This is a genomic window from Thalassotalea sp. G20_0, from assembly GCF_017744175.1.
Taxonomy (GTDB): Bacteria; Pseudomonadota; Gammaproteobacteria; order Pseudomonadales; family Endozoicomonadaceae; genus Endozoicomonas.
Genome location: NZ_JAGHQV010000075.1, coordinates 1 through 14948 on the forward strand (window position 1 = coordinate 1; position 14948 = coordinate 14948).

Sequence of the window (14948 nt, forward strand, 5' to 3'; positions counted from 1 at the left end):
CCAAACTGTGATGGCCTGACGCCATTTTGTCGGCACCAGGCCTTTTGGCTCAGCCCGGAGTCATGCCAGGCTTCGATTCGTTGCAGCCATTGTTCTTTAGTGGTTTCTGGATTGGTCATTGGAGCCTCCATGTAATCAGAGGCTTTATGATCCTTGATCAAATCTGAGCAGGGTAGGACGTGGGTTATTTTGGCGCTTACTACGTAACTGTCGAAGAACATTTACAAGAGCAAACCAACCCAGCAAGGTAAAAGAAAACAAACAGCCAGTAATCGCCTTCCTCCCACCATGACTCAAGTAAACTTTTCTGCAAAATGAACTTCTGAGCAGAACAGCAGTCTGCTTTTCATATTTTCATGAATGAATGAAATATAATTATGGATAAAAGTTCTGCTGGTATCAGTGGTCAATACACAAGATCAAATAACAGTTACAACCAACCGAATGGCCTTGCACCTTCTTCAAGGCGTGGGCGATACAGACATGCCACAGTCAGACCATGGGATAATCACCACCGTACTGCACCGGGTCGCAATGAATTTTACCATTCTTCTGGCACACCCTCTTCTCAACATCTACAGTGCCGTTCAGTAAACCCTGCTCAAGATTTTAATGCCCTCATCAAACAGGAAATAATGGATGATCTGTTGAGTAAATCGGATCACTTCGGTCATCGCTATAATGGAAAAAATCACAGTCAATTTGCCTGTTCAATTAAAGAATACACGTCAGCTGCTAAAAGACCGTTAAACCGGGCAGAACAAAGCCAGCTGATACGTATGCTGCAAAACTTTACCCCAACACGGAGCTGGAATTGGCGAAGCCTGACGACAACACTTCATTCATTGACTACAGCGGGTGTTTTTACCCCTCATTACCCCATGGATGAGCGTGTTAAGCTTACTCAAGCTCACTTATTGTCAACGCTACTGGATGCAATAATATTTAACTGCTGCCAAAAACCTCAAGCCAGGAATATTGATGCCCGGGGTATCGCCAACCTGCTGTGGGCCATGGCGAAACTGGTGGACAACGGGCAGAAGCAGACACCGGAGTTCAACGAGGCCGTTGTCGCGCTGTTGCCCCACGTGAGTGCAAAGAAAGACCAATTTAAGGCCCAGGGCATTGCCAACCTGCTGTGGGCCATGGCGAAACTGGTGGACAACGGGCTGGAGCGGGCACCAGAGCTCAAAGAGACCGTGGCCGCATTGTTGCCCCATGTAAACGCACAGAAAGCGAACTTTAAACCACAGGAAATCGCCAACCTGCTGTGGGCCATAGTGAAACTGGTGGACAACGGCCAGGAACGGACACCAGGGCTCAAAGAGGCTGTCACTGCGCTGTTGCCCCAGGTAAACGCACAGAAAGCAAACTTTAAAACACAGGGTATCAGCAACCTGCTGTGGACCATGGCCAAACTGGTGGACAACACAGAGGAGCGGACACCGGGGCTCAACGAGGCTATGGCCGCGCTGTTGCCCTACGTGAATGCACAGAAAGCTAACTTGAATCCACAGGAAATCACCAGCCTGTTGTGGGCCATGGCGAAACTGGTGGACAACGGGCTGGAGCAGACACCAGGACTCAAAGAGGCCGTGGCCGCGCTGTTGCCCTACGTGAACGCACAGATAAACCAATTTAATGCCCAGGGTATAGCCAACCTGTTGTGGGCCATGGCGAAACTGGTGGACAACGGGCTGGAGCAGACACCGGGACTCAAAGAGGCCGTGGCCGCGCTGTTGCCCTACGTGAACGCAAAGAAAACTAAATTTAAACCACAGGGAATCGCCAACCTGCTGTGGGCCATAGCGAAACTGGTGGACAACGGCCAGGAACGGACACCAGGACTCAAAGAGGCTGTCACTGCGCTGCTGCCCCAGGTCAACGCACAGAAAGCTAACTTTAACCCACAGGCTATCAGCAACCTGCTGTGGACCATGGCCAAACTGGTGGACAATGGCCAGGAACGGACACCAGGGCTCAAAGAGGCTGTCATTGCGCTGCTGCCCCAGGTCAACGCACAGAAAGCTAACTTTAACCCACAGGCTATCAGCAACCTGCTGTGGACCATGGCCAAACTGGTGGACAATGGGCAGGAACACACACCAGACCTCAAAGAGGCCGTGGCCGCGTTGTTGCCCCACGTGAACGCACAAAAAGCTCACTTTAAACCACAGGAAATCTCCAACCTGCTGTGGGCCATGGCGAAACTGGAGGACAAAGGGCAGAAGCAAACACCAGTACTCAAAGAGGCTTTAGCCGCGCTGTTGCCCCGGGTAAACACACAGAAAGCTCACTATAAACCACAGGCTATCAGCAACCTGCTGTGGGCCATGGCGAAACTGGTGGACAACGGGCTGGAACCGACACCAGAGTTCAAAGAGTCCGTGGCCGCGCTGTTGCCCAGCGTGAACGCACAGAAAGACCAATTTAATGCCCAGGACATCGCCAACCTGCTGTGGGCCATGGCAAAACTGGTGGACAACGGGTACGGACAGACACCAAAGTGTAACGAAGCGGTGGCTGCACTGTTGACCTGCGTGATCGTTCAAAAAGCGAACTTTAACCCACAGGAAATCGCCAACCTGCTATGGGCCATGGCCAAACTGGTGGATAACGGGCAGGAGCAGTCACCAGGGCTCAACGAGGCCGTGGCTGCGCTGTTGCCCCGGGTGAGCGCACAGAAAGACCAATTTAATACCCAGGGTATTGCCAACCTGCTGTGGGCCACGGCCAAACTGGGTGAACTCGTTGAGCTGAACCAGGCTACCTCTTCGTTCGAATCGCTTGTCTATCGAATCAGTGCGAATCTTCAGTTTTCTCAGCAAGAGATACTGATGTCTCTCTGGGGAGTCATGGTATGCTGTGCCAGATTGGCTTTAGACTCCAATGCCAATAAAAATAACCTGCTTGAAAAGCACATGGATGACCTGTTAACTCGCCTGGAAAATACATCGCCAGATAATGAAGAGGATCAATCCATCATGAGCATGGCCGCCAGTTGGCTTGGCAGAGCTTGTCCGGTCATCCGCCATTATCAGACAACCATTTCAAAAACCCAGGTCGACTTCCGCGATCAACTGCAATTATCTATTCCATCTCTGAAGATTGAAGAAGAAAAGAGTCTGAACTCATTACCTCCGGTTGACCTGCTTCTGCCAGATCACAACATGGTGATTGAAGTTCAGGGACCGTCTCATTACGTGGGTGGTGATTTCAAAACCAGGAATGGTTCAACTCTGCTGAAAATCGCACTGCTGCAAAAAGCAGGATTTGAGGTCATTGAAATCCCGACTAAGCAGCTTTTGAACAACGATTTAATGAAACCATATATTGATAAAATAAAGATCAGGGTGAGCACCCCGCCACAGGATCATAGCTCTGAATCACCTAAAAGAGGATAGGCAGGTTCTGCATAAGTAGCTAACCAACCCGGCAAAGAAGAAGAAAACAAACAACCAGTAATCGCCTTCCTCCCATCATGACTCAAGTAAACTTTCCCGCAAAATGAACTTCTGAACAGAACAGCAGTCTGCTTTTTATATTTTCATGAATTAATGAAATATAATTATGGATAGAAGTTCTGCCGGTATCATTGATAAATACGCAAGACCAGGTAATGATTACAACCAACCAGATGACTCTGCTGCTTCAGGGCGTGGACGGTATAGACAGTGTACAGTCAGACATCAAGATAATCCCCCCCACTCTACCCCGTGGCATAATGAATTTTACCATTCTTCAGGCCCATGCCCTTCTCAATATCTAGTGCACCGTTCTGTTAACCCGGCTCAAGATTTTAATGCCCTCATCAAACAGGAAATAATGGATGATCTGGTGAGGAAATCGGACCGTTTCGGTCATCGCTATGATGGGAAAAAACACGCGCAATATGCCAGTTCAATGAAAAAATACACGACAACTGCTAAAAGACCGTTAAATCGAGCGGAACAAAGTCAGCTGGTACGCTTGCTGCAAAATTTTACCGCAACACGGAGCTGGAATTGGCGAAGCCTGACGACAACACTGCACTCATTTACTTCAGCGGGTGTTTTTACCCTTCATAAACCCGTGGATGAGCGAGTTAAACTTACTCAGGCTAACTTATTGTCAACGCTATTTGATGCAATAATATTTAACTGCAACCAAAAACCTGAAGCCAGGGATATTGATGCTCAGGGAATCGCCAACCTGTTTTGGGCCATGGCGAAACTGGTGGACAACGGGCAGGACCGGATACCAGGGTTCAAAGAGGCCGTGGCCGTGTTGTTGCCCCATGTGAACGCACAGAAAAAACAATTTATTCCTCAGGGAATCGCCAACCTGCTGTGGGCCATGGCCAAACTGGTGGACAACGGGCAGAAACGGACACCAGAGTTCAACCAGGCCGTTGTCGCGCTGTTGCCCCACGTGAACGCACAGAAAGACCAATTTAAGGCCCAGGGCATTACCAACCTGCTGTGGGCCATGGCGAAACTGGTGGACAACGGGCAGGAGCGGACGCCAGAGCTCAACAAGGCCGTGGCCTCGCTGTTGCACAACGTGAACGCACAAAAGGACCAATTTATTGCCCAGCATGTTGCCAACCTGCTGTGGGCCATGGTGAAACTGGTGGACAACGGGCAGGAGCGGACACCAGAGCTCAACGAGTCCGTGGCCGTTCTGTTGCCCCACGTGAACGCACAGAAAGCTCACTTTAAACCTCAGGAAATCACCAACCTGCTGTGGGCATTAGCAAAACTGGGGGACAAGGGGCAGGAGCAGACACCAGAGTTCAACGAGGCCGTAGCCTCGCTTTTGCCCCGCGTGAACGCACAGAAAACTAATTTTAAACCACAGGAAATCGCCAACCTGCTGTGGGCCATGGCGAAACTGACGGATAAAGGGCAGAAGCAGACACCAGAGCTCAAACAGGCCGTGGCCGCGCTGTTGCCCCACGTAGACGTACAGAAAGAGCAATTTATTCCTCAGGCTATCGCCAACCTGCTGTGGGCCATGGCGAAACTGGTGGACAACGGACAGGAGCAGACGCCAGAGCTCAACGAGGCCGTGGCTGCCCTGTTGCCCTACGTTAATGCACAGAAAGGCCAATTTAATGCCCAGGGTATCGCCAACCTGCTATGGGCCATGGCAAAACTGGTGGACATCGGGCAGGAGCGGACACCAGAGCTCAACGAGGCCGTGGCCGCCCTGTTGCCCCTCGTGAACGCTCAGAAAGCTCACTTTAGACCACAGGAAATCGCCAACCTGCTCTGGGCCATGGCGAAACTGGTGGACATCGGGCAGGAGCGAACACCAGAGCTCAAAGAAGCCGTGGCCGCGCTGCTGCCCCACGTGAACGCACAGAAAGCCGACTTTAACCCACAGGAAATTGCCAACCTGCTGTGGGCCACGGCGAAACTGGTGGATAACGGGCAGGAGAAGATACCAGGGCTCAAAGAGGCCGTGGCCGCGCTGTTGCCCCTTATGAATGTACAGAAAGACCATTTTATTCCACAGCATATCGCCAACCTGCTGTGGGCCATGGCAAAACTGGTGAACAACGGGTACGAACAGACACCAGAGTTCAACGAAACGCTGGCTGCGCTGTTGACCTGCGTGATCGTACAAAAAGCCAACTTTAACCCACAGGAAATCACCAACCTGCTGTGGGCCATGGCGAAACTGGTGGACAACGGGCAGGAGCAAACACCAGGGCTCAACGAGGCTGTGGCCGCGCTGTTACCCCTCGTGAACGCACAGAAAGACCAATTCAATGCCCAGGGTATTGCCAACCTGCTGTGGGCCATGGCCAAACTGGGTGAACTCATTGAGCTGAACCCGGCTATCTGTACGTTTGAATCGCTTGTCTATCGAATCAGTGAGAACCTTCAGTTATCTCAGGAAGAGATATCGATGTCTCTCTGGGGAGTCATGGTATGCTGTGCCAGGTTGGCTCTGGATTCCAATGCCAATAAAAGTGACGTGTTTGAAAAGCACATGGATGACCTGTTCACTCGCCTGGAAAATACATCGCCAGACAATGAAGAGGAACAATCCATCATGATCATGGCTGCAAGTTGGCTTGGCAGAGCCTGTCCGCTCGTCCGCCATTACCAGACAATCATTTCAAAAAGCCAGGCCGACTTCCGCGATCAGCTCCAATCATCTATTCCATCTCTGAAGATTGACGAAGAAAAGAGTCTGAACTCATTACCTCCGGTTGACCTGCTTCTGCCAGATCACAATATAGTGATTGAAGTTCAGGGACCGTCTCATTACGTGGGTGGTGATTTCAACACCAGGCAGGGTTCGACTCTGCTTAAAATCGCACTGTTGCAAAAAGCAGGATTTGAGGTCATTGAAATCCCGGTTAACATGCTTTGGAATCAGGATTTAATGAAACCCTATATTGATCAAATAAAGACCAGAATAGGCATCTCGCCACAGGAGCATGGCTCTGTTTCACTTAAAAGAGGGTGGGCAGGTGCTGCATACGTGACTGGTGAAGAACATTTACAAGGGCAATCCAGCCTGGCAAAGAGGAAGAAAACAAGCAGCCGGTAATCACCTTCCTCCCATCATGACTCAAGTAAACTTTTCCGCACAATGAACTTCTGAACAGAACAGCAGTCTGCTTTTCATATTTTCATAAATTAATGAAAGATAATTATGGATAGAAGTTCTGCTGGTATCAGTGGTCATTACGCAAGATCAGGTAATGGTTACAACCAACAAGATGACCATGCCGCTTCATCAAGGCGTGGACGATATAGACATGCCACAGTCAGACAGTGGGATAATACTCCACGCACTACACCGGGGTGTAATCAATTTTACCAATCTCCTGCCGCAGGCCCTTCTCAACATCTTCAGTGCCGTTCAGTGAACCCGACCCAGGATTTTTATGCCCTCATCAACCAGGAAAGAATGGCTAGTCTGGTGAGTCAATCTGAACGTTTTGGTCATCACTATAATGGGAGTTATCATGGTCAATATGCCAGTTCAGTTAAAAAATACACGTCGGCAGCTAAAAGACCTTTAAATCCAGCGGAACAAAGCCAGCTGATGCATTTGCTGAAAAATTTCACAGCAACGCGGAGCTGGAATTGGCGAAGCCTGACGACAACATTTCATTCATTTACTTCAGCGGGTGTTTTTACCCCTCATAAACCCATAAATGAGCATGTCAAGCTCACTCAAGCTGCCTTATTGTCAACGCTACTTGATGCAATAATATTTAACTGCAACCTAAAACCTGAAGCCAGTGATATTGGTGCTCAGGAAATCGCTAACCTGCTGTGGGCCATGGCGAAACTGGTGGACAACGGGCAGGAGCGGACGCCAGAGCTCAACGAGGCCGTGGCCGCGCTGTTGCCCCACATGAACACAAAGAAAGACCAATTTAATGCCCAGGGGATCGCCAACCTGCTGTGGGCCATGGCGAAACTGGTGGACAACGGGCAGGAGTGGACAACAGAGCTCAAAGAAGCTGTGGCCGTGTTGTTGCCCCACGTAAACGTACAGAAAGATCAATTTATTCCTCAGGCTATCGCCAACCTGCTGTGGGCCATGGCGAAAATGGTAGACAACGGGCAGGAGCACACACCAGGGCTCAAAGAGGCCGTGGCCGCGTTGTTGCCCCACGTGAACGCACAGAAAGCTCACTTTAAACCACAGGAAATCTCCAACCTGCTGTGGGCCATGGCGAAACTGGTGGACAACAGGCAGGAGCAGACACCAAAGTTCAACGAAGCCGTGGCTGCGCTGTTGCCCCACGTGAACGTACAAACAGCTAACTTTAAACCACAGGGTATCGCCAACCTGCTGTGGGCCATGGCGAAACTGGTGGACAACGGCCAGGAGCGGACTCCATGGCTCAAAGAGGCCGTGGCCGCGATGTTGCCCCGTGTGAATGCACAGAAAGACCAATTTATTCCTCAGCATATCGCCAACCTGCTGTGGGCCATGGCGAAACTGGTGGACAATGGGCAGGAGCGGACACCAGATTTCAACGAGGCCGTGGTCGCGCTGTTGCCCCGTGTGAACGCACAGAAAGACCAGTTTATTCCTCAACATATCGCCAACCTGCTGTGGGCCATGGCGAAACTGGTGGACAACGGGAAGGAGTGGACAACAGAGCTCAAAGAAGCTGTGGCCGTGTTGTTGCCCCACGTAAACGTACAGAAAAATCAATTTATTCCTCAGGCTACCGCCAACCTGCTGTGGGCCATGGCGAAAATGGTAGACAACGGGCAGGAGCACACACCAGGGCTCAAAGAGGCCGTGGCCGCGTTGTTGCCCCACGTGAACGCACAGAAAGCTCACTTTAAACCACAGGAAATCGCCAACCTGCTGTGGGCCATGGCGAAAATGGTGGACAACGGGCAGGAGCAAACACCAGTACTCAAAGAGGCTGTGGCCGCGCTGTTGCCCCAGGTAAACGCACAGAAAGCTCACTTTAAACCACAGGGTATCACCAACCTGCTGTGGGCCATGGCGAAACTGGTGGACGACGGGCAGGTGCAAACAACGGAGCTCCAAGAGACCTTAGTCGCTCTGTTGCCCCACGTGAACGCACAGAAAGACCAATTTAATGCCCAGGAAATCGCCAACCTGCTGTGGGCCATGGCGAAACTGGTGGACAACGGGCAGGAGCGTACACCAGAGCTCAACGAGACCGTGGCCGCGCTGTTGCCCCAAGTGAACGCACAGAAAGCTAGCTATAAACCACAGGAAATCACCAACCTGCTGTGGGCTATGGCAAAACTGGTGGACAACGGGCAGGAGCGAACACCAGAGTTCAAAAAGGCCGTGGCCGCGCTGTTGCCCCGCGTGAACGCACAGAAAGACCAGTTCAGTCCTCAGCATATCGCCAACCTGCTGTGGGCCATGGCGAAACTGGTGGATAACGGGCAGGAGCAGTCACCAGGGCTCAACGAGGCCGTGGCCGCGCTGTTGCCACGGGTGAGCGCACAGAAAGACCAATTTAATGCCCAGGGCATCGCCAACCTGCTGTGGGCCACGGCAAAACTGGTGGACAACGAGTACGAACAGACACCAGAGTTCAACGAAGCGGTGGCTGCGCTGTTGACCTGCGTGATCGTACAAAAAGCTAACTTTAACCCACAGGAAATCGCCAACCTGCTGTGGGCCATGGCGAAACTGGGTGAGCTCGTTGAGCTGAACGTGGTTAAATCTACGTTCGGATATCTTGTCTGCAGAATCAGTGAAAACCCTCAGCTCTCTCATCAAGACATATTGATGTCTCTCTGGGGAGTAATGGTATGCTGTGCCAGGTTGTCTCTAGACTCCAATGCCAATAAAAATAATATGCTTGAAAAGCACACCGATGACCTGTTAACTCGCCTGGAAAATACATCACCAGACAACGAAGAGGGTCAACGCATCATTGCCATGGCCGCAAATTGGCTTGGCAGAGCGTGTCCGGTCGTCCCCCACTACAAGACAACCACCTCAAAACCTCAATCCGACTTCCGTGATCAACTCAAATCATCTATTCCATCTTTGAAGATCGAAGAGGAAAAGAGTCTGAACTCATTACCTCCGGTTGACCTGCTTCTGCCAGATCACAACATTGTGATTGAAGTTCAGGGACCGTCTCATTACGTGGGTGGTGATTTCAAAACCAGGAATGGTTCGACTCTGCTTAAAATCGCACTGCTGCAAAAATCAGGATTTGAGGTCATTGAAATCCCGGTTAACCAGCTTTTGAACAAAGATTTAATGAAACCATATATTGATCAAATAAAGATCAGGGTAAGCATCCCGCCACAGGGTCATGGCTCTGTTTCACTTAAAAGAGGGTGGGCAGATGCTGCATACGTTACGGCAGAAGAACATTTAGCAGAGCAAACCAACCCGGCAAAGAGGAAGAAAACAAACAGTCAGTAATCGCCTGCCTCCCATCATGACTCAAGTAAACTTTTCCGCAAAATGAACTTCTGAACAGAACAGCAGTCTGCTTTTTATATTTTCATGAATTAATGAAATATAATTATGGACAGAAGCTCTGCCGGTATCAGTGGTCAATACCCAAGATCAGATAACGGTTACAACCACCCGAATGGCCATGCCCCTTCTGCAAGGCGTGGGCGATATAGGCATGCCACAGTCAGACAGCAGGATACTCACCCCCGCTCTACCCCGGGATGTAATGAATTTCACCCTTCTTCTGGCACACACCCTTCTCAATATTTAATACACCGTTCAGTCAACTCTGCTCAAGATTTTAATGCCCTCATCAAACCAGAAATAATGGCTGGTCTGGTGAGGAAATCGGATCGTTTCGGCCATCGCTATGATGGGAGAGATCACGGCCTATATGCCAGTTCAGTTAAAAAATACACGTTAGGTGCTAAAAGACCGTTAAATCAAGCGGAACAAAGCCAGCTGATGCGTTTGCTGCAAAATTTCACAGCAACCCGGAGCTGGAATTGGCGAAGCCTGACGACAACACTGCACTCATTTACTTCAGCGGGTGTTTTTACCCCACATAAACCCATGGATGAACGTGTTCAGCTCACTCAAGCAGCCTTATTGTCGACGCTACTTGATGCAATAATATTCAAGTGCAACCAAAAACCTGAAGCCAGTGATATTGGTGCTCAGGAAATCGCTAACCTGCTGTGGGCCATGGCGAAACTGGTGGACAATGGGCAGGAACTAACACCAGGGCTCAACGAGGCCGTGGCCGCAATGTTGCCCTACGTAAACGCACAGAAAGACCACTTTATTCCTCAGCATATTGTCAACCTGCTGTGGTCCATGGCGAAACTGGTGGACAACGGGCAGGAACTAACACCAGGGCTCAACGAGGCCGTGGCCGCAATGTTGCCCTACGTAAACGCACAGAAAGACCAATTTATTCCTCAGGGTATCGCCAACCTGCTGTGGGCCATGGCGAAAATGGCAGACAACGGGCTGAAGCACACTCCGAGGCTCAAAGAGGCCGTAGCCGCGCTGTTGCCCCACGTGAACGCACGGGAAGACCAATTTAATGCCCAGGGTATCGCCAACTTGCTATGGGCCATGGCGAAACTGGTGGACAACGGCCAGGAGCGGACACCAGGGCTCAACGAGGCCGTGGCCGCCCTATTGCCCCACGTGAACGTACAGAAAAACCAATTTATTCCTCAGCATATCGCCAACCTGCTGTGGGCCATGGCAAAACTGGTGGACAACGAGCAGGGGCTGACTCCAGAGTTCAAAGAGGCCGTGGTCGCGCTGTTGCCCCACGTAAATGCACAGAAAGCCAACTTTAAACGACAGGAAATCGCCAACCTGCTGTGGGCCATGGCCAAACTGGTGGACAGCGGGCTGGAGCAAACACCAGGACTCAAAGAAGCTGTGGCCGCTCTGTTGCCCAACGTGAGCACACAGAAAGCTAACTTCAATCCGCAGGAAAGCACCAACCTTCTGTGGGCCTTGGGGAAACTGGTGGACAACGGACAGGAACGGACACCTCGTCTGAAAGAGGCCATAGCCGCGCTGTTGCCCTGCGTGCACAGACAGAAAGACCAATTTGTTCCGCGGGGAGTCGCCAACTTGCTCTGGGCCATGGCGAAACTGGTGGACAACAGCCAGGAGCAGACACCAGATTTCAACAAGGCCATGGCCGCACTGTTGCCCCTCGTGAAAGTACAGAAAGCTGACTTTACAGCACAGGGAATCGCCAACCTGCTGTGGGCCATGGCGAAACTTTTGTACAACGGGATGGAGCAGACACCTGCGTTCATAGAGGCCGTGGCCGCGCTGCTAGCCCACGTGAACGCACAGAAAGGCCAATTTATTCCTCAGCATATCGCCAGCCTGCTGTGGACCATGGCGAAACTGGTGGACAACAGACAGTACCGGACACCAGAGCTGAATGGGGCCGTGGTCGCGCTGTTACCGCTCGTGGACGCACAGAAAGACCAGTTTATTCCTCAGCAAATCGCCAACCTGTTGTGGGCCCTGGCAAAATTGGTGGATAGCGGCCAGGAACAGACACCAGAGTGCAAAGAGGCCGTGGCCGCGCTTTTGCTTCGCGTGAACGCACAGAAAAACCAATTTAATGCTCAGGAAATCGCCAACCTGCTGTGGGCCATGGCGAAACTGGTGGACAACGGGCAGGAACGAACACCCGGGTTCAACGAGGCCGTGGCCGCACTGTTGCCACACGTAAACGCACACAAAGACCAATTTAATGCCCAGGAAATCGCCAACCTGCTGTGGGCCATGGCGAAACTGGTGGCCAGCGGGCAGGAGCGGACTGCAGAGCTCAAACAGGCTGTGGCCGTGTTGTTGCCCCACGTAAACGTACAGAAAGACCAATTTATTCCTCAGGCTACCACCAACCTGCTGTGGGCCATGGCGAAAATGGTAGACAACGGGAAGAAGCACACACCAAGGCTCAAAAAGGCCGTGGCCGCACTGTTGCCCCACGTGAACGCACAGAAAGACCAATTTAGTGCCCGGGGTATTGCGATCCTGCTGTGGGCAGTGGCGAAACTGGGTGAGCTCGTTGAGCTGAACCTGGCTACCTCTTCGTTCGAATCACTTGTCTATAGAATCAGTGCGAACCTTCAGTTTTCTCAGCAAGAGATATTGATGTCTGTCTGGGGAGTCATGGTATGCTGTGCCAGGTTGTCTCTAGATTCCAATACCAATAAAAGTAACGTGTTTGAAAAGCACATGGATGACCTGTTCACTCGCCTGGAAAATACCTCGCCAGACAATGAAGAGGAACAATCCATCATTACCATGGCTGCAAGTTGGCTTGGCAGAGCCTGTCCGGTCGTCTGCCATTACCAGACAAACATTTCAAAAACCCAGGTCGGCTTTCGCGATCAACTCCAATCATCTATTCCATCTTTGAAGATCGAAGAGGAAAAGAGTCTGAACTCATTACCTCCGGTTGACCTGCTACTGCCAGATCACAACATGGTGATTGAAGTTCAGGGTCCCTCTCATTATGTGGGTGGTGATTTCAAAACCAGGAATGGTTCGACTCTGCTTAAAATCGCACTGTTGCAAAAAGCAGGATTTGAGGTCATTGAAATTCCGGTTAACATGCTCTCGAGTCAGGATTTAATGAAACCATACATTGATCAAATAAAGACCAGGATAGGCATCCCGCCACAGGAGCATGGCTTTGTATCACATAAAAGAGCGTGGACAGGTGCTGCATACGTGACTGGTGAAGAACATTTCGCAGAGCAAACCAACCCGGCAAAGAGGAAGAGAACAAGCAGCCAATAATCTCCTTCCTCCCATCATGACTCAAGTAAACTTTTCCGCAAAATGAACTTCTGAGCAGAACAGCAGTCTGCTTTATTATATTTTCATGAATTAATGAAATATAATTATGGATAGAAGTTCTGCTGGTATCAGTGGTCAATACCCAAGATCAGATAACGGTTACAACCAACCGAGTGGCCATGCCCCTTCTTCAAGGCGTGGGCGATACAGACATGCCACAGTCAGACAGCAGGATAGTCCCCCGCGCTCTACCCCGGGGTGTAATGAATTTCACCATTCTTCAGGCCCATGCTCTTCTCAATATCTAGTGCGCCGTTCTGTCAACCCGACTCAAGATTTTAATGCCCTCATCAAACCAGAAATAATGGATGATCTGGTGAGTAAATCGGGTCGTTTCGGTCATCGCTATGATGGGAGAAATCATGGGCAATATGCCAGTTCAATTAAAAAATACACGACAACTGCTAAAAGACCGTTAAATCGAGCGGAACAAAGCCAGCTGGTACGCTTGCTGCAAAATTTTACCGCAACACGGAGCTGGAATTGGCGAAGCCTGACGACAACACTTCACTCATTTACTTCAGCGGGTGTTTTTACCCTTCATAAACCCATGGATGAGCGAGTTAAACTTACTCAGGCTATCTTATTGTCAAAACTTCTTGATGCAATAATATTCAAGTGCAACCAAAAACCTCCAGCCGGGGATATTGATGCCCGGGGAATTGCCAACCTGCTGTGGGCCATGGCGAAACTGGTGGACAACGGGCAGGAGCAGACACCAGAACTCAAAGAGGCCATGGCCGTGCTGTTGCCCCACGTAAACGCACAGAAAGACCAATTTATTCCGCAGCATATCGCCAACCTGCTGTGGGCCATGGCGAAACTGGTGGACAACGGGCAGGAGCAGACACCAGAGTTCAAAGAGACAGTCGCCTCGCTGTTGCCCCTGGTGAACGCACAGAAAAACCAATTTACTGCCCAGGGGATTGTCAACCTGCTGTGGGCCATGGCGAAACTGGTGGACAAAGGGCAGGAACGGACACCGGGACTCAAAGAGGCCGTGGCCGCGTTGTTGCCCCACGTGAACGCACAGAAAGCTAACTTTAAACCCCAGGAAATCGCCAACCTGCTGTGGGCCATGGCGAAACTGGTGGACAACGGGCAGGAGCAGACATCAGAGCTTACAGAGGCCTTGGCCGCGCTATTGCCCCACGTGAACGCACAGAAAGCTCACTTTAAACCCCAGGAAATCGCCAATCTGCTGTGGGCCATGGCAAAACTGGTCGACAGCGGGCAGGAGCAGACACCAGATTTCAAAGAGGCCATGAGCACGCTGTTGCCCCACGTGAATGCAAAGAAAGCTCACTTTAAACCACAGGAAATCACCAATCTGCTGTGGGCCATGGCGAAACTGGTGGACAACGGGCAGGAGCAAACACCACGGCTCAAAGAGGCCTTAGTCGCGCTGTTGCCCCACGTGAACACACAGAAGGACCAATTTATTCCTCAGCATATCGCCAACCTGCTGTGGGCCATGGCGAAATTGGTGGACAACGGGCAAGAGCGGACACCGGGGCTTAAAAAGGCTGTAGCCGCGCTGTTGCCCCACGTTAACGCACAGAAAGCTAACTTTAAACCACAGGAAATCGGCAACCTGCTGTGGGCCATGGCGAAATTGGTGGACAACGGTCAGGAGCGGACACCAG

At 51.1% G+C, this 14948-nt stretch carries 6 protein-coding genes; 5 read left to right on the top strand and 1 reads right to left on the bottom strand.

The window, feature by feature from the left end; all coding sequences use genetic code 11:
- A partial coding sequence (tnpA, locus tag J7438_RS28720) for an IS66 family insertion sequence element accessory protein TnpA (protein ID WP_503003932.1) occupies positions 1–221 on the bottom strand: 221 nt, incomplete at its 3' end.
- Between the two features lie 156 nt (positions 222–377).
- Here tnpA and J7438_RS23325 point away from each other — a divergent pair.
- The 5 genes from J7438_RS23325 to J7438_RS23345 form a co-directional block, all read left to right on the top strand.
- A complete protein-coding gene (locus J7438_RS23325; RefSeq protein ID WP_209278476.1) occupies positions 378–3404 on the top strand; it encodes an RAP domain-containing protein in 3027 nt (1008 codons plus the stop codon).
- A gap of 166 nt (positions 3405–3570) precedes the next feature.
- Complete coding sequence (locus tag J7438_RS23330) at positions 3571–6546, top strand: RAP domain-containing protein (protein WP_209278477.1); 2976 nt, start codon at positions 3571–3573, stop codon at positions 6544–6546.
- A 105-nt stretch (positions 6547–6651) separates the two neighbouring features.
- Entirely contained in the window at positions 6652–9894 is a 3243-nt protein-coding gene (locus J7438_RS23335; protein WP_209278478.1) for an RAP domain-containing protein, read from the top strand.
- Positions 9895–9999: 105 nt separating this feature from the next.
- Positions 10000–13242 (top strand): RAP domain-containing protein, encoded by a 3243-nt coding sequence (locus tag J7438_RS23340; protein ID WP_209278479.1) that lies wholly within the window; start codon positions 10000–10002, stop codon positions 13240–13242.
- A 106-nt stretch (positions 13243–13348) separates the two neighbouring features.
- A partial coding sequence (locus tag J7438_RS23345) for a DUF1601 domain-containing protein (protein WP_209278480.1) occupies positions 13349–14948 on the top strand: 1600 nt, incomplete at its 3' end.

What these genes read in the sequence shown, in the direction of transcription:
- J7438_RS23330 (WP_209278477.1), top strand. Translation starts at nt 3,571, where the DNA reads ATGGATAGAAGTTCTGCCGGTATCATTGATAAATACGCAAGACCAGGT.
- J7438_RS23325 (WP_209278476.1), top strand. Translation starts at nt 378, where the DNA reads ATGGATAAAAGTTCTGCTGGTATCAGTGGTCAATACACAAGATCAAAT.
- J7438_RS23335 (WP_209278478.1), top strand. Translation starts at nt 6,652, where the DNA reads ATGGATAGAAGTTCTGCTGGTATCAGTGGTCATTACGCAAGATCAGGT.
- J7438_RS23340 (WP_209278479.1), top strand. Translation starts at nt 10,000, where the DNA reads ATGGACAGAAGCTCTGCCGGTATCAGTGGTCAATACCCAAGATCAGAT.